This is a genomic window from Streptosporangium sp. NPDC023825 (genome assembly GCF_040639575.1).
GTDB lineage: Bacteria > Actinomycetota > Actinomycetes > Streptosporangiales > Streptosporangiaceae > Streptosporangium.
This window is the reverse complement of record NZ_JBFAAE010000022.1, coordinates 50,440-66,770: the sequence shown is the minus strand read 5'-3', so window position 1 is coordinate 66,770 and position 16,331 is coordinate 50,440. Positions and strand designations below refer to the sequence as shown.

10 protein-coding genes are annotated in these 16,331 nt (G+C 72.6%); 4 read left to right on the top strand and 6 right to left on the bottom strand.

The window, feature by feature from the left end; translation table 11 throughout:
- Nucleotides 1-66: 66 nt before the first annotated feature.
- Nucleotides 67-3,795, top strand: a complete 3,729-nt coding sequence (locus tag AB0G15_RS20535) for a S8 family serine peptidase (protein ID WP_362842052.1) — start codon at nucleotides 67-69, stop codon at nucleotides 3,793-3,795.
- 154 nt (nucleotides 3,796-3,949) lie between these two features.
- On the opposite strand, the gene AB0G15_RS20530 is transcribed toward AB0G15_RS20535, so the two are convergent.
- The 3 genes from AB0G15_RS20530 to AB0G15_RS20520 form a co-directional block, all read right to left on the bottom strand.
- On the bottom strand, nucleotides 3,950-4,534 hold the full coding sequence (locus tag AB0G15_RS20530) for a DUF305 domain-containing protein (protein WP_362841900.1): 585 nt from the start codon (nucleotides 4,532-4,534) through the stop codon (nucleotides 3,950-3,952).
- 132 nt (nucleotides 4,535-4,666) lie between these two features.
- Entirely contained in the window at nucleotides 4,667-6,601 is a 1,935-nt protein-coding gene (locus tag AB0G15_RS20525; RefSeq protein ID WP_362841897.1) for an ABC transporter ATP-binding protein, read from the bottom strand.
- Complete coding sequence (locus tag AB0G15_RS20520; protein ID WP_362841894.1) at nucleotides 6,598-8,310, bottom strand: ABC transporter ATP-binding protein; 1,713 nt, start codon at nucleotides 8,308-8,310, stop codon at nucleotides 6,598-6,600. The genes AB0G15_RS20525 and AB0G15_RS20520 overlap by 4 nt, the downstream gene beginning before the upstream one ends.
- Nucleotides 8,311-8,903: 593 nt before the next feature.
- Between AB0G15_RS20520 and AB0G15_RS20515 the strand changes: the two genes are divergently transcribed.
- Together AB0G15_RS20515 and AB0G15_RS20510 are read left to right on the top strand one after the other, a co-directional pair.
- Nucleotides 8,904-9,758, top strand: coding sequence for a UTRA domain-containing protein (locus AB0G15_RS20515; RefSeq protein ID WP_362841891.1), 855 nt, complete (start codon nucleotides 8,904-8,906; stop codon nucleotides 9,756-9,758).
- 284 nt (nucleotides 9,759-10,042) lie between these two features.
- Nucleotides 10,043-11,323, top strand: a complete 1,281-nt coding sequence (locus AB0G15_RS20510) for an MFS transporter (protein WP_362841888.1) — start codon at nucleotides 10,043-10,045, stop codon at nucleotides 11,321-11,323.
- Between the two features lie 135 nt (nucleotides 11,324-11,458).
- Here the strand turns inward: AB0G15_RS20510 and AB0G15_RS20505 are convergent, their stop codons facing one another.
- The 3 genes from AB0G15_RS20505 to AB0G15_RS20495 form a co-directional block, all read right to left on the bottom strand.
- Nucleotides 11,459-12,421: an endonuclease/exonuclease/phosphatase family protein gene (locus AB0G15_RS20505; RefSeq protein ID WP_362841885.1), complete on the bottom strand. Its 963-nt coding sequence runs from the start codon at nucleotides 12,419-12,421 to the stop codon at nucleotides 11,459-11,461.
- Between the two features lie 137 nt (nucleotides 12,422-12,558).
- A complete protein-coding gene (locus AB0G15_RS20500; RefSeq protein ID WP_362841882.1) occupies nucleotides 12,559-13,620 on the bottom strand; it encodes an LLM class flavin-dependent oxidoreductase in 1,062 nt (353 codons plus the stop codon).
- A gap of 80 nt (nucleotides 13,621-13,700) precedes the next feature.
- The gene (locus tag AB0G15_RS20495) at nucleotides 13,701-14,519 is read right to left on the bottom strand and encodes an IclR family transcriptional regulator (RefSeq protein ID WP_362841879.1); all 819 of its coding nucleotides are present in this window, start codon (nucleotides 14,517-14,519) and stop codon (nucleotides 13,701-13,703) included.
- A gap of 133 nt (nucleotides 14,520-14,652) precedes the next feature.
- Between AB0G15_RS20495 and AB0G15_RS20490 the strand changes: the two genes are divergently transcribed.
- Nucleotides 14,653-16,185 carry an ABC transporter substrate-binding protein gene (locus AB0G15_RS20490; RefSeq protein ID WP_362841876.1) on the top strand — a complete coding sequence of 511 codons (1,533 nt, stop codon included), beginning with the start codon at nucleotides 14,653-14,655 and terminating at the stop codon, nucleotides 16,183-16,185.
- Nucleotides 16,186-16,331 lie beyond the last annotated feature (146 nt).

Sequence of the window (16,331 nt, the reverse complement as noted above, 5' to 3'; positions counted from 1 at the left end):
ACAAAACCGTCACCATCGCTGTCGCGTCCCCCGAACCGTTCGAGTCAAGGAACCCACTTGGCACTCATGCCCTCCGGCAGGTCGCGGCTGCTCGCCGTCGCGGTCGCCCTGGCGGTACTCGCGGTGACCCCGCCGACGTACGCCACCACCACGCTCGGCACCATCCGGCTCGACCCCGTACCGGCCGCGGGAACATCCGCCCACGGCGCCGCGGCGGTCACCCGCACCATCACCCTGATCACCGGCGACAAGGTCACGGTCCGCTCCGGCGGCACCGGGACCGGCACCACGGTCGTCCGGGGCCCTGACGGCGAACCCGTCGGTGCCCGCGTCACCACCGTGGGCACCGACACCTACGTCTACCCCGACAGCGCGATGCCCTACCTCTCCGCGGGGCTGCTCGACAGGCGGCTGTTCAACGTCACCCGCCTGCTGGCCGACGACTACGACGACGCCCACGCCGGGCACCTCCCGCTGATCGTCACCTACGCGGACGACTCCGCGGCCCGCGCCGCCACGTCGCTGCCCGCGGGCGCCACGAAGGTCCGTACCCTCAGCAGCATCAAGGGCGCGGCCGTCACCGAGGACCGCGACAAGGCCGCGAGCTTCTGGTCCGCGCTCACCGGCGGCCGGGCCGCGGCGCCCGGCGCCCGTGAAGGCGGGCGCCGGAACGCCGCGCCCGCCTTCACGGGCGGCATCGCGAAGGTCTGGCTGGACGGCAAGGTCAAGGTCGACCTGGCCGACACCGTGGCGCAGATCGGCGCCCCCGAGGTCTGGGCGGCGGGCAACACCGGCGAAGGCGTCGACGTCGCCGTCCTGGACACCGGCGTCGACGCGGGCCACCCCGACCTGGCCGGTCAGATCGAGGACTCCGCCAGCTTCGTCCCCGGTGAGGAGGTCACCGACCGGCACGGTCACGGCACCCACGTCGCCTCCACGATCGCCGGCACCGGCGCCGCCTCGGGCGGCAAGGAGAAGGGCGTCGCCCCCGGAGCCGAGCTGCACGTCGGCAAGGTCCTCAGCGACCAGGGCCAGGGCCAGGACTCCTGGATCGTGGCCGGCATGGAATGGGCCGCCAGGGAACAGCGCGCCAAGGTCATCAGCATGAGCCTGGGCACCGACGCGCCCACCGACGGCACCGACCCGATGAGCCAGGCCGTCAACGCGCTCAGCGCCGAGACCGGCGCCCTGTTCACCGTCGCGGCGGGCAACGCCGGGCCCTCCGAGCGCACGGTGGGCGCCCCGGGCGCCGCCGACGCGGCCCTCACCGTCGCGGCGGTGGACACCTCCGACCACCTCGCCGACTTCTCCAGCCGCGGCCCGAGGCTGGTCGACGGCGCGCTCAAGCCGGAGCTCAGCGCTCCCGGTGTCGGCGTGCTGGCGGCCCGGTCCCAGTACGCGCAGGGAGGCGAGGGCCCGTACACGACCATGAGCGGCACCTCGATGGCCACCCCGCACGTCGCGGGCGCCGCCGCCCTCCTCGCCGCCACGCACCCCGGCTGGACCGGCGGGCAGCTCAAGGACGCCTTGATGAGCACGTCCAGGAGCACCCCTGACCACACCGCCTACGAGGCCGGCACCGGCCGCCTGGACGCCCGGGCCGCCACCACCGCCACCCTGTTCGCCACCGGCGGCGCCTACCTGGGCATCCACCCGCTGGAGGAGGAGCAGGGCGGCAAGGCCGAGCGGCAGGTGACCTACACCAACACCTCCGCCACCGAGGTCACCCTCGACCTGGCGCTCAAGGTCGCCGGTGCCCCGGACGGCCTGTTCTCCCTGTCCGCCTCCCGGGTCGTCGTCCCGGCGGGCGGCAGCGGCACCGTCACCCTCACCGCCGACCTGGACCGCGTGTCGGAGAAGAACGGCTACACCGGGTGGATCGAGGCGTCCGCGGGCGGCGGCCCGGTGCTCGCCCGCACCGTCGTCGGCGTCAGCACCGAGGACCAGCCCCGCCACCTCGTCATCAAGGCCAGGGACCGTGACGGCGCCCCGATGAGCGGCCAGATCAACCTCCTGCGCGAGGGCGACCCCGCCGACGGCTACTACAGCTTCCTCACCTTCACCGGAGAGGTGGACGTCCTGGTGCCCCAGGGCAGGTACTCGGTGTGGATGTGGGGCGAGGTGCGAGGCACGCACGGTCCCTCCTCGCTCGGTCTCGCGCTGCTCAACGAACCCCTGGTCACCGTCGAGGACGACACCACCGTGACCCTGGACGGCACCACCGTGCGCGAGGCGAAGGCCGTCACGCCCCAGGAGAGCGCCGACGCGGAGACCCGCGTCGACTACCACCGCACGCTGGGCGACACGGCCTCCGTCGCCGACTCCTACACGCTCGGCACCGGGTACGACAGCATCTGGATCCAGCCCACGAAGCGGGTGCGCGAGGGACGGCTGTCCATCGGCACGCGCTGGCGCAAGATCCAGCCGCTCCTGACCGTGAGCTCGGGCGGGCGGACGTACGACGACCTGTGGATCCAGCCGGGGGCGGGGCTCCTGCCCGAGGGCTCGCAGGACCTGCCCGCCGTCTTCGCCGGCGGGGGCCGCGCGGCCGACTACGCCGGGCTGGACGTCAAGGGGAAGATCGCGGTCGTGCGCCACGGCGACACGGACGAGCAGGTGCCCGCCGCCGTGGCCGCGGGGGTGAAGCTGCTGCTGATCGTCAACGACGAGGTGGGACGGCTCCGCGAGGCGATCAGGAGGACGCCCCTGACCGTGGCGTCACTGACCAGGGACGAGGGCGAGCAGCTCATCTCCCGCCTCGGGAAGGGGACCGTCCTGCTGCGCACGGTCTCCAGGCCCGACACCGCCTACCTCTACGACCTGGTCCGGCGCTGGGAGCAGTCCGTTCCCGGCGACCTGACCTACCGTCCCGCGCACCGCGACCTGGCGCGGGTCGACGTCGACTTCCGCAACGACCCGGCGGACGAGGTCGCCGAGTACCGCTTCGACGTCGTCCCCGGTCTGAACACCAAGGTGGGATACACGCTGCTGAGCAGGTCGAAGCGCGAGCGCACCGACTGGGTCACCCCGGGAGCCTCCGTACGCTGGACGTCCGAGGCGGAGATCCCGCGGAAGACGTGGCAGTTCTCGGGGGAGAGGTCCTACCGGGCGGGGAGCACCACCGGCGAGCAGTGGTTCGGCCCGATCCAGCGCCCGAGGGTGAACGACTCCGTCGCGCTCCCGGTCCGCGAGGGCAACACCCTGCACGTCCAGGTGCCCGGCTGGGGCGACTCCGGGGCCGACCACGTCGGGCTCTTCGGCCCGGGCCAGCTCGACCAGACGACGTCGCTCCACCAGGGAGGGACCCTCGTCGCCGAGACGGGCGGCTACGCCCTGGACGCCGAGGCCGGCCAGGGCGGGCTTCCCTACCGCCTCGTCACCACGACGGAACGCGACGCCGCGGCGTACCCGTACTCCACCACCACGCGGACGGTGTGGAACTTCACCTCGGCCCCCTCCGGCTCCGCCGAGCCGGTCGCGCTGCCGCTGGTGCAGCTCGACTACGCCGTGGACACCGGCGTGGACGGCAGGGCCTCACGCTCGGCCGCCCTCACCGTCCTCCCCTCACACCTGCCGGGAGGGCCGAAGGCGGCCATCCGCTCGGGTGAGCTCCAGGTCTCCTACGACGACGGCGCCACCTGGCGTACCGAGCGCCTGACCCGCACCGGCGACGGGTGGAGGGCCAGGCTGGACGCCCCGGCCCGCGCCCGGTACGTCAGCCTGCGGGCCGGCGCCAGGGACGAGAGGGGCAACGCCGTCGAGCAGACGATCGTCCGCGCCTTCGGGCTGAGGTAGAGCCCGGGGGTGGAGGCGGGCGGCACCGCCCGTCAGGAGCGAACGGCGCCGCCCGTCACGTACGGGCGGCGCCGTTCGGCGATCCCGTCACGTACGGGCGGCGCCGTCCTCGCCGGTGGCACGGCGCACCCGGAGGTACGACAGGTACGGCGGCTCAGGCGAGCTTCCTGCCGATCTCGGCGATCTGGGCGCGCTGCGCGGTGACCATCCTCTCCGCCAGCCGGGTGGTGGGCCGGTGCCTGCCCAGCGCGATCACGACCTGGGCCATCTGGACACCGCTGTCGAGGTGCTTGCCCAGCACGCTCAGCCACAGCTTGTCGAAGGCGGAACCCGACCGCCTCTCCAGGGAGGAGATCTGGGTGGCGGACAGCATGCCGGGCATGTCGTGCGCGGCGTGGTCGCCCTTCGCCGGCACCTCGGCCTGCCACGACCGCAACCAGCCGGACATCAGGTCGATGTCGGCGGCCTCGTCCTTCTTGATCTTCGCGGCCAGGCCGCGCACGTACGGGTTCTCGCTCCGGCCGTCCACCAGGCCGGCGAGCCGGATCGTCTGGCGATGGTGGGGGATCATCTCCTGGGAGAAGCGGACGTCCGCGTCCGCCCGATCGCCGGCCAGTCCCACCGCCTGGACGGAGGTCCCGGCCGTCACGGCCGCTGACGAGCACCCGGCGACCAGTATGGCGGAGACCAGCAAGGTGGCGGTCAGAGACCGTCTTCTGCGCGACCGCCGGGTGCTCATCGAGATCACTGCCCCTTTCCTGCGGGTGGGAAGGATCATTCGTGCCGTTCCGCCCTGAGATACGCGGACCCCGTTCCCGGGGTTCAGGGTCCGCCGGAAATCGCGTGCCCGGGATTCCGGCCGCCGGGTGGGTCAGCCGGGGACGTCGCGGTGGTCGGAGATGCTGTCGAGCCAGGCGCGGTGCAGGTCGGCGTAGCGGCCCGCCCGCCGGACGAGCTCGCCGGGCGGGCCGTCCTCCATGATCCTGCCGCCGTCCATCACCAGCACCCGGTCGGCGATCTCGACGGTCGACAGGCGGTGCGCGATGATCAGGGCCGTCCGCTCCGCCAGGATGGTCCGCATCGCCCGCTGCACCAGCCGCTCGCTGGAGACGTCCAGGCTGGACGTCGCCTCGTCGAGGATCAGCACCGCAGGATCGGCCAGGAACGCCCTCGCGAACGCCACCAGCTGCCGCTGCCCGGCCGACAGGCGGCCGCCGTACTTGCCGACCTGGGTGTCGTACCCCTCGGGAAGCGCGGAGACGAACGCGTCGGCGCCGATCGAGCGGGCCGCCGCCACCACGTCGGTCATGCTCGCGCCCGGCCGGCCGAACCTGATGTTGTCCGCCACCGACCCGCTGAACAGGAAGTTCTCCTGGGTGACCAGGACCACCGCGGCGTGCCGCGACTCCTCGCCGAGGTCGCGCAGGTCGACGCCGTCCAGCAGCACCCGGCCCGCCACCGGGTCGTAGAACCTGGAGACCAGCTTCGCCAGCGTGGTCTTGCCCGCCCCCGTGGTGCCGACCAGCGCCACGGTCTGCCCGGCGGGGACCACCAGGTCCAGCCGGGGCAGCACGGGGGTGCCGTCCAGGTAGGAGAACTCCACACCCTGGAACTCGACCCTCCCGCGTGGCCGCTCCAGCGTCACCGGGTCGCCGGGTTCGGCCACCACGGGACGCTCCTGCAGCACGCCGGAGAGCTTCTCCAGCGCCGCCCCGGCGGACTGGAACGTGTTATAGAATTGCGAGATCTCCTGCATCGGCTCGTAGAACTGGCGAAGGTAGAGCAGGAAGGCGGCCAGCACGCCCACCGTGACCTCACCCTGGATCGCCAGCGTGCCCCCGTAGAGCAGGACGGCCGCGATCGTCACGTTCCCGATCAGCTTGACGCCCGGTGAGAAGATCGCGACCAGGCGCATGCTCCGCCGGTTGGCGTCGCGGTAGTCGGCGTTCAGGTGGGAGAAGATCTCCTGGTTGCGCGGCTCCCCGCGGAACGCCTGGACCGCGCGCATGCCGGCCATCGACTCCACGAAGTGGACGATCACCAGGGCCACGGTCTCCCGGGTCCTGCGGTAGACGATGCTCGACTGCCGCCGGAACCAGCCGGTGAACAGCATCAGGACCGGCAGCGGAAGCAGCGCGACCACGCCGAGGTGGACGTCCAGGACGAGCAGCAGGACCGCCGTGCCGACCAGCGTCAGCACGGCGGTGACGAGGTCGTCGAACCCCGACTGCAGCATCTCGGAGATGGCGTCGATGTCGGAGGTGAGCCGGGAGACGACCCGGCCCGAGGTGTAGTCCTCGTGGAACGACAGCGACAGCCTCTGGAAGTGGGCGAACACCCGCCGCCGCAGCTCCAGCAGGATGCTCTGGCCGATGCGCCCGGCCATCCTGAGGAATATCCGCCGGGTCACCAGCTGGACGACCGCCGCCGTCAGGATCGCCGCGACGACCGTCACCAGCGTCCGCGGTCCCGCGCCCGCCACCATCGGCGGGATGCCCGCGTCGATGCCCACCTTGACCAGGTAGGGGATGGCGAGCGAGGCGACGTTGCAGGTCACGATGATCGCGACGAGCAGGATGATCTCTTTGCGGTACGGGCGCAGCAGGTCGCCGAGCAGCCGCCTGGACCTGTCGCGCAGCAGGAACGACACCCGCGCCGACAGCTCGTCCTGGTTCTCCGCCGCGACCCCCCGCCACTCCCGGGATCCGTTCGCGGTCCCGGCGGGGGAGGGCCCGGAGGACCCGGAAGCTCCGGAGGGCCCGGAGGAGGGGCCCGAAGGCTGGGTGGAAGGTTCGGTCACGCTCACAGCCGTGCCTCCTCGGCGTCCGGGTCGGCCGACAGCAGCTCGCGGTACTCGGGCACGCTCGCCATGAGCTCGTGGTGCTCGCCGACGTGCGCGATCGTGCCGTCGAGCAGCAGGGCCACCCTGTCGGCGAGGAGCACGGTGGAGGCCCGGTGGGCGACGACGATCCCGGTGGCCTCGCGCAGCACGTGCCGCAGCGCCTCCTCCACCAGGGCCTCGGTCTCGACGTCCAGGGCAGAGAGCGTGTCGTCCAGCACGAGGATCCTGGGACGGCTGAGAACCGCGCGGGCCAGCGCGAGCCGCTGGCGCTGGCCGCCGGACAGGGACATGCCCTGCTCGCCGATCCTGGTCTCCAGCCCCCACGGCAGCGAGTGGACGAATCCGGCCTGGGCGATCCGCAGCGCCTCCGCGATCTCCTCCTCTCCCGCGTCGCGCCGCCCCAGCGTGAGGTTCTCCCTGACGCTCATCGAGAACAGCGTCGGTTCCTCGAAGGCCGTGGCGACCATCGAGCGCAGCGCGGGCAGCGGCAGGTCGCGGACGTCGACCCCGTCGATCGTGACCCGGCCGGCGCCGACGTCGTACAGCCGCGGCACCAGGGAGGTCAGCGTCGTCTTTCCCGACCCCGTCGCGCCCACGACCGCCACCGTCTCTCCCGGCCGCACCTCCAGCCAGACGTCGTGGAGCACCGGTTCGGCGGCGTCGGGGAAGGCGAAGCACGCCCCCTCGAAGCGCAGGTGCCCCCGGGGCCGCTCGATCGCGCCGGTGCCCCCGACGATCTCCGGTTCGGTGTCGAGCACCTCCATCACCCGGTCCGCCGCGGTCATCGCCTCCTGACCCATCGTCAGGATGAAGCCGAGCGCGGAGACGGGCCAGACCAGCTGCAGCATCAGGGTGGCGAAGGCCACCAGCGTGCCCAGCGTCAGCGTGCCCGAGCCGACCGCCAGGGCGCCGAGCAGCAGCACGAGCGCGAGGGTGATGTTCGGGATCACCTCGAGGAAGGTGAAGAACCTGGCCGACAGGCGGACCTTCTCCATCGAGGTCCGGTAGACCTTCAGCGCCCCTTCCTCGAAGATCTCCGAGACGTACCGGCCGCGGCCGAACGCCTTGATCGTACGGATGCCGGCCGCCGACTCCTCGACGACCGTGGCGAGGTCGCCCTGCTCGTCCTGGACCCGGCGGGAGATCGTGATGTACGTACGCTCGAAGCGCAGGGTGGTGACCATGATCGGCACCGCCGAGGCGACGACCAGCAACCCGAGCGGCCAGTACATGTGGAGCAGCAACCCGGTCACCGTCGCGATCTGGACGGTGGTCAGGACGAGGAAGAGCAGGCCGAAGCCGAGGAAGCGCCGGATCGTCGACAGGTCGGTCGTCGCACGGGACAGCAGCTGGCCCGACTGCCAGGAGGCGTGGAACCCCATCGGCAGCCGCTGCAGGTGGGCGTAGAGGTCGTCGCGGATGCTGGTCTCCAGGCCCAGGACGGCGTCGGCCAGCAGCCACCGCCTCAGGAAGACGAGCAGCGCCTCGACCACGCCCAGGACCAGGGCCAGCAGCGCGAGGGGCGGTACGGCCCCGGTGTCGCCCCGGGCGACGGGACCGTCGATGATCTCCCTGCCGATCAGCGGGACGGCGATGCCGATCGCGACCGCGGCGAAGGACACCACCCAGATGGCGACCAGGCGGACGACGTACGGGCGGAGGTAGGACTTCAACCGCCACAGGGAGGCCGCCCTGGCGCGGCGCGGGGGGAGGGGTCGCCGCGGCGGGGATTCCGCGTCGCCGGCAGAGGTGTCTGCGTTGGTCGTGTTGGTTGTCTTGGTCGTGTTGACTGGGGTGGTTCCGGTATCAGGGGGCATCGGCAGGCGGCACGCTCCTCACGGTGTTCTGACGGGGTGAGAGCCGTCCGGGACATGGCAGGCCGGAACACCATCCCCTCTCGACCGGTCTCTCCCGTGCCACCGCTCCCGGTGGCCGCCCCGCCGGATCACCGCCACCCGCGTGACACGGGTGGCCATCCAATTTCCGCACCCGGGCGCGGCGTCGGCAACTGATTTGACGGCCCCCATGCTGTAACCACCAGGCCAGAGTGCCCGTTGACCGCGCGTCCTCTCCCGGGGTGAACGGCTCGCGCCTCCCCACGGAGAACGGCCCGCGCCCTGGGCGGGCGCGTGCGAACGCCCGGTGGCCGTCGCCCGGCGGCCTTCCTGACCGCCGGCACCGGCCCGGCACCGGCACCGGCATAGGCCCGGCACCGAAACAGGGAGGACTAAAATCCCCGGTGGTGTTGAGCGCGAGGAGGGCCCCGATGGATCTGGAGACGTTGCGCGATGTTTCCGGGCTGAGCGACCCCGTGGAGCGCGCACGGGTCCTGAGCCGCCTCATCACCGAAGAGCAGGAACTCCTCGCGGAGGCGGCGAAGATACGTCGTCAGGCGATCGCCGAGGCCCTTGACTCCGGGATGAGCCTGGAGGACGTCGGGACACGCCTGGGCGTGTCCCCGGGCCGCGTCTCCCAGATGGGAAAGGGACCGACGGCCCGCGTCCCTGAGGAAACCGCGGCCCGCGTTCCCGGGGAGACCGCGGCTCGCGCCCCCGATGAGACCGTGGCCCGCGCGCCCAGGGTCCTGGTGCGGCGGGCGCTGCCGACCGATCCCGCCGTGCGGGCCTCCGCGTCCCTGTTCTTCGCCGAGGCGGAAAGGCAGGGCGTCACACCGGGCCGCAGGATGCTCTACGTGGGCCCGGAGGCGGCCGGTGAGCACGTGGCCGCCTGCCTGCGCGTCGAACCCGGCGCCGAGGTGATCGCCCGCCGGAAGATGATGACGGCCGACGGGATCCCGGTGCGCATCGCCACCAGCTACTTCCGGGCGGACCTGTTCGGGGGCACCCGCCTCGCCGAGCCCGGGTTCGTCAAGCCGTCGCTCCAGTCGGCACTGGTCGCCCTCGGCCACACCTTCGGCCGTGCCGAGGAGAACCTGACGGCCCGCCCGCCGACATCCTTCGAGTACGAGACCCTGGAGCTCGAACCGGGGGAGTGGGTCGTCCAGGTCCTTCGCGCCGGCTACTCCGACGAGGACGTGCCCGTCCACGTCCTGGAGACCATCTGTGCCGCGAACAGGCACGTCTTCCCGATCGGCCAGGTCTCCGGGCACGACGAGTTCTGACCGGCCCCCGGCCGCCCGGCCCGGTCACGGCGGGCCGGCCGGAGGCGGATCGGGCCCGGCCGCCCGCGGTGCCCGCGGCGGCCTGGCGCGCGGCCGCGCCCACGCCGGGGAGGTGTTCCCCGCCCGTGAAAAGGGGAGGCCGGGGCGGGCGGGACGACTGTATGGTCGGTGGTGTGACCTGGCGACATTGATCCTCAACGATCGGTCGGTCCGGCGCGAGCTGCCGTGGACCTCCGGAGATGCCGAGCATCCCGAGTCCGCCCAGTCTCCGCGAGAAGGACCTCATGACCACTTCTTTTCACCGTGCGCCAGAAAAGCGGGCGAAGCGCCTGGCCGCGACCCTCTACGCCTACACCCTCCTTGATGAGTTCGTCCTGTTCTACCCGTTCTACGCATTGCTGTTCGTCGACACGGGTCTGTCGACCGCCGAGATCTCCTCACTCCTGGCGATCTGGTCGGTCACCTCCGTCGCGCTGGAGGTCCCCTCGGGGGTGTGGGCCGACGCCGTCTCGCGGCGCGCGCTGCTCGCCCTGGCGCCGCTGCTGGCCGCCACCGGCTTCGGCCTGTGGGTCGCGGCCCCCTCCTACTGGGCGTTCGCCGCGGGCTTCGTGCTGTGGGGCGCCTCCGGAGCGCTGCAGTCGGGCGCGCTGGAGGCGCTGGTCTACACCGAACTCGACCGACTGGGCGCGGCCGGCCGCTACGCCGCGATCATGGGCCGCGCCCGTGCCGTCGGCACCGGCGCCGTCGTGGTGTCCATGGCGGTGGCCACACCGGTGTTCGCCATGGGCGGCTATCCGCTGATCGCCGTCGGCAGCGTCCTGGCGTGCGTGCTCGCCACGGTGGCCGCGCTCGCCTTTCCCGAACACCGCGTACGCGCCGGACAGGAAACCGGACGGGAAGGCGAGGGGGCCGCGGAGGGGACCGACGAGGAGGAGACGCCCGCGGGCGGCTATGCCGCGATCCTGCGCGAGGGGCTGCGGGCGGCGCGCGCCGACCGGCCGACGCGCCGGGCGTTGCTGCTGGTGCCGGCGGTGACGGCCCTGTGGGGCTCGCTGGAGGAGTACACCCCGCTGCTCGCGATCGGCACCGGCGTCGCCACGCACGTCGTGCCGCTCCTGGTGATCATGATCTCCGTGGGGATCGCGGCCGGTGGCGTGCTCGCGGCGGCCGGGCGGAGCTTCACGGACCGGGAGTTCGCCGCGCTCCTCGCGTTCGGGGCGCTGGCGCTCGGCGCGGGCGCGGCCGGCGGGACCGCGGCGGGGTTCGTCGCCCTCGCGGCGGCCTTCTGCGCCTTCCAGATGGCGAGCGTGCTGGCCGACGTACGGCTGCAGGAGAGCATCACCGGTCCGGCCCGCGCCACCGTGACCTCGCTGGCCGGGCTGGGCACCGAGCTGGGGGCCGTCCTCGTCTACGGCGGCTACGCCGCGGCCTCGGCGCTGGCCGGCCATGCCGCGATCTTCACCGCCTCCGCGGTGCCGTACGCCGTCCTCGCCCTGGTCCTGTTCCTCGGCGGGTCCCGCTCGCGAAGATCGGCGACCGCCCGGGCCCCGCTCGGCGGTCCGTGAGACAGGCCGGGTCGGCGGGCCGTGAAGCGGTCCGTGAGACAGGCCGGGTCGGCGGGCCGTGAAGCGGGCCGGGAGGCGGGCCGGTCCCGAGCCGGGTTCGAAGCGGGCCGGGGGCGGGCCGGTCCCGAGCCGGGTTCAGCGCTTCGTGAAGCGGGGCAGGCCCAGCTCGGCGAAGACCGGGCGGTGGTCGGTGTCCGGGAGGCGGTGGACGCCGAAACTCCTGATCGCCATGCGCGAGTCGGCGAGCACGTGGTCGATCGTCACCCCGGGGACGGGCTCCCAGCCCTGCTGCGGCCAGGTCGGCGTCAGGCCGTGCCCGGTGACGTCGGCCGCGTCGCGGTAGCCGCTGTCGAGCAGGTCGCGTACCAGCCGGTGGTCGAGGGTGGCGTTGAAGTCGCCCGCGAGCACCCGCAGCTGCCCGCCCGCCCTGGGCAGCGCCCGCAGTCCCTGGTCCCAGCACGGCACCCTATCGCCGTACCGGGGCGCGCAGGGGTGGACCGAGACGACTTCGATCTCGTGGCCGCTCGGGTGCTTGACCACCCCTCGCGCCTGCCGGAACCTGCCCAGCGCGATCAGCGGCTTCTCGACGATGGGGTACTTGGAGTAGATGCCCGAGCCCCACACCCCGTCGACCGCGCGGTCCACGACGTGGGGCATGCGCCGGCGCAGCCCGGCCGCGTCCAGGCGCTCGCGCGCGGCCGGGGTGACCTCCTGGAGGGCCAGCACGTCCGGGTCGAGGGAGCGCACGAGCCTTATCAGGACGTCGGTGTCGCCCGCGCCGACGGCGAGGTTCGCGGCGAGCACCCGCAGCCGCCCCCCGTCGGCAGCGGGCTGATCCGTGTCGCCGAAGTACCGGGGGAGTACGGCAGTCGCCAGCACCGCGCTCGTGACCAGGGCGACGGCCGAGGCCGCCCAGCGGCGCAGTCCCAGCGCCAGGAGCAGCGGGATCGCCGAGGCCGCCGCCACGTACGGCGTGAAGGCCACCAGGGCGACCCACTGCCAGAGCGGGGTCCACCCGCCGGCCCTGAGCGCCGCCCAGGCCGCGAACGGCAGCACCGCCAGCCAGACCAGCAGGCCCACCCATCTCGATCTGATCATGCACCCGGAGCGTAACGGTCTTCTGTGCAGATTCGGTGGAGATCTACGTCTTTACCGGCACGGATGGGTGCTATCCGGTCCAGCGGCCCTCGCCGGACAACCGGCACGAAAGCCGGCGGAGGCGCCCGGTACCCGGGTCAGGAGCCGCCGGTGAGGTCGTACGCCTGGGCGATGAGCTCGAAGGAGCGGGCCCGGTCGGCGGTGCTGTGGACCATCGTGGTGATCATCAGCTCGTCGGCCTCGGTGCGCTTGCGGAGATCCTCCAGCCCCTGCCGCACCCCGGCGGCGTCCCCCAGCACCACCTTGGACAGGTGGTCGTCGAGGAAGTCCCGCTCCATCGGGCTGTACGGGTAGTTCTCGGCCTCCTCGGGCGTGGGGATCGGCTGCGGGGCCCCGCGCCGCAGCCGCAGCATGGACAGCCCGCCGGAGCGGGCCAGGCGCAGCGCCTGCTCGGGGGTCTCGGCGGCGACCGCGGAGACGCCGATCATGGCATACGGCCGGTCGAGGACGGCGGAGGGTTCGAAGGACGACCGGTACAGATCGAGGGCCGGGACGGTGTTGTTCCCGCTGAAGTGGTGCGCGAACGCGAACGGCAGGCCGAGCATCCCGGCGAGCTGGGCGCTGAAGCCGCTGGAACCGAGCAGCCAGATCGGCGGGCGGCCCGACTCGGGCGAGCGGGGCACCGCCACGACCCGCTCCAGCGGGTGGCCCTGCGGGAACGCGCCGTCCAGGAAGGCCGTCAGCTCGGCCAGCTGCTCGGGGAAGTCGTCGGCGTCCAGGCCGTGCCGCCCGCGCAGGGCCCTCGCCGTGGCGGGGTCGGTGCCGGGGGCCCGGCCGAGCCCGAGGTCGATACGGCCCGGGTGCAGCGCGTGCAGGGTGCCGAACTGCTCGGCGACGACCAGCGGGGCGTGGTTGGGCAGCATGACGCCGCCGGAGCCCAGCCGGATGCTCCTGGTCGCGGCGGCCAGATGGGCGATCAACACCGCGGGCGAGGAACTCGCCACGGACGGCATGCCGTGGTGCTCGGCCACCCAGATTCGGTGGTAACCCCACTCCTCCGCGCGCCTGGCCAGCTCGGTGCTCGCCTTCAGGGTCTCGGTGGGCGTCACTCCCGAACCGACGGTCGCCAGTTCGAGGATCGACAGGGGCACCTCTGAGGAGCCGCGGGCCGTCCCGCGGATGTTGCCGTCATCAGCCATGTAGGCGGCAACCCGGCGAGGCGAAGGTTTATTTCTGCCGGTCACCCGGTGTCGATCCCGCGCGAGCCGGCGACGGCGAGTCAGGAACCGCCCGCGGAGGCGTGCGAAGGGGCGGGCGGAGCGGCGCGCGGGGCGGCGTGGAGGTCGTGGCCGGAGCTCAGCCGCTGGGCGGTGGCGGTGAGGCCGGCGATCAGCTCGGGGAGCCGGTCGTCGCCGAGCCGCACGGCCGGGCCCTGGATGGCCAGCGCGGCCAGCACGTTGCCGTGGCCGTCGTGGACCGGGACGGCCACGGCCCGGACCCCGGCGACGCGCTCCTCGAAGTTGATGGCCGTGCCCCGGGCGCGGATGCGGTCGAGTTCGGCCTCCAGCCCGGCGCGGGTGGTGATCGTGGCGTCGGTGTAGCGGGCGAAGGGCTCCTCCATGCCCACCCTCGGGTCGCCGAAGGCGAGCAGGACCTTGCCCATCGCGCACACGTGGATCGGGTTGCGCTGGCCGGGCTCCTGCTCGTAGCGGAGCGGCTGCCGCGAGGGGACCTGGAGCAGCACGGCCACCTCGTCGCCGATGCGCACGCCCAGGTTCACGGCCTCCCCGGTCAGGTCGCGCAGGGCCTCCAGCTCGGGGATCATCGTGGTCGCGCCGAGGCGCTCCAGGGCCAGGCGGCCCAGCGTGGCGGTGGTGATCCCGAGGTGGTAGCGCTCGGTCACCGGGTCCTGGCCGAGCATCCCCGCCGAGTGCAGGGCTCGGACGATGCGGTGGGCGGTGCTGACCGACAGGTGGAGCAGCTGCGCCACCTCGGTGGGGGAGAGGGTCGTCGACCGCTCGAACGCGCGCAGCACCGCGATGGCGCGTTCGATCGCCTGGGTGCCCCTGCGGGTGGCGTCTTCGAGCTTCGGCTTCATCAGGTCCACCATCCCAGCTTAGGGCGGAAAGCTATTCCCTACACTCTTGACGGGTTTTTGGGGTATTACTACTATGTGGAATGAAGATCTTGCCATGTGGGATCTGGCTCGTTTCCCTGAGAGGACCCCCGTCATGCCTGTCCGTCGGCTTCTGCGACCGCTGGCCCTGCTCTTCTCGGTCGTTCTCGCGTTGACCGCCTGTGGTGGCGGTACCCAGTCGGCCACCACAGGCTCCGGCGGTGCGGGAGGCACCCTCAAATGGGGCTGGTCTCTTCCCACAACGTGGGATCCGGTCACCTCCAGTGCCGGTAACGACGTCAACGCCCTGTCCCTCGTCTACAGCGCCGTCACCCGTCTGGACGACCGGGGCGACGCCGCCCCCGGCCTGGCCACCGCCTGGAAGTACGCCGACGGGGGTGAGAGCGTCACCTTCACCCTCAGGGCCGGGCTGACCTTCTCCGACGGCTCCCCGCTCGACGCCGAGGCCGTGCGCAGGAGCGTCCTGCGCGGCCGGGACCAGAAGGACTCGCTGATCGCCTCCCAGCTGCGCGGGGTGAAGGACGTCGAGGTCGTCTCGCCCACCGAGTTCAGGATCCTGCTCGACCGGCCCGACTACCAGATCCCCAACCTGCTCGCGGGAAAGACCGGGATGATCGTCAACCCCCGGGCCTTCGAGGCGGACGCCAAGGCCGTCGGCGCCAAGCCCGCCGGCGCCGGGCCCTTCACCCTCACCCGGCTCGTCCCCGGCTCGCACGCCGACCTGGTCCGCAACCCGTCCTACTACGACGTTGCGAACATCTACCTGGCCACGTTCGAGCTGAAGAACGTCTCCGAGCCCGCCACCGTCGTCGCCGGGCTCCGGTCCGGTCAGTTCGACGTCGCGATACTGCCCGCCGCCCAGATCGACGCGGCCAGGGCGGCCGGGCTGAAGGTCGACCTCATCCCGTCGCTGACCGTCCGGGTCCTGGACGTCAACAACAGGATCGCGCCGTTCGACAGCCCCAAGGTCACCGAGGCGCTGAAGTACGCGGTCGACCGCAAGGCCCTGCTGGAGACCTCCGGCTTCGGCGTCGGCGAGGTCAACACGCAGCCGTTCCCCAAGGGCCACCTCGGCTACAACCCCGAGCTGGAGAACCTCTATCCGTACGACCCCGCCAAGGCCAGGAAGCTGCTCGCCGAGGCGGGGTTCCCCGGCGGCGTCGACATCCCGCTGACCACCGCCACCCCCGAGGGCCTGCCCGAACAGGTCCAGGAGCAGCTCAAGGCCGCCGGGATCAGGACCACCATCAAGCTCATCGCCCCGGCGCAGCACACCCAGCTCGTCTACGTCCAGCACAACGTGGCCCTCGCCCCCGACGGCTTCGTCGGCCGCGAGTCGCCGCTGCAGGCGCTCGGCGTCGTCTACGGGCCCGAGGGCCTGATGAACCCCGGCCGCAACACGCCCAAGGCGCTGCTGGAGCAGTTCGACAGGATCCGCACCACGCCGCCGGACGATCCCGGCTACGCCAAGGCCGTCCAGGACGCGGTCGCCATCGGCGTCAAGGAACTGCCCAACGTCTGGCTGTTCAGCACGCCGCGCATCTTCGCCCGCAGCCCCAGGGTCTCCGAGCTTCCCGCCAACCTCGCGGTGCAGCGCTTCGACGGCGTCCGGGTGGCGAACCCGTGACCGCGCCCGTGACCGCGCTGGGATCACGCGCCCCCGCGACCGCGCGGCAAGCCAGGCAAGCCAGGCAAGACAGGCAAGCCGGGGAGGCCGGGGAGGCCGGACGGGTTCGCGGACCCGTCGCGACGGGGGGCCGGACGGGATCCGCC

Coding starts and splice junctions, on each gene's coding strand:
- AB0G15_RS20505 (WP_362841885.1), bottom strand. CDS start 12,421: ATGATCAGATCGAGATGGGTGGGCCTGCTGGTCTGGCTGGCGGTGCTG.
- AB0G15_RS20495 (WP_362841879.1), bottom strand. CDS start 14,519: ATGAAGCCGAAGCTCGAAGACGCCACCCGCAGGGGCACCCAGGCGATC.
- AB0G15_RS20535 (WP_362842052.1), top strand. CDS start 67: ATGCCCTCCGGCAGGTCGCGGCTGCTCGCCGTCGCGGTCGCCCTGGCG.
- AB0G15_RS20490 (WP_362841876.1), top strand. CDS start 14,653: ATGCCTGTCCGTCGGCTTCTGCGACCGCTGGCCCTGCTCTTCTCGGTC.
- AB0G15_RS20530 (WP_362841900.1), bottom strand. CDS start 4,534: ATGAGCACCCGGCGGTCGCGCAGAAGACGGTCTCTGACCGCCACCTTG.
- AB0G15_RS20515 (WP_362841891.1), top strand. CDS start 8,904: ATGGATCTGGAGACGTTGCGCGATGTTTCCGGGCTGAGCGACCCCGTG.
- AB0G15_RS20500 (WP_362841882.1), bottom strand. CDS start 13,620: ATGGCTGATGACGGCAACATCCGCGGGACGGCCCGCGGCTCCTCAGAG.
- AB0G15_RS20510 (WP_362841888.1), top strand. CDS start 10,043: ATGACCACTTCTTTTCACCGTGCGCCAGAAAAGCGGGCGAAGCGCCTG.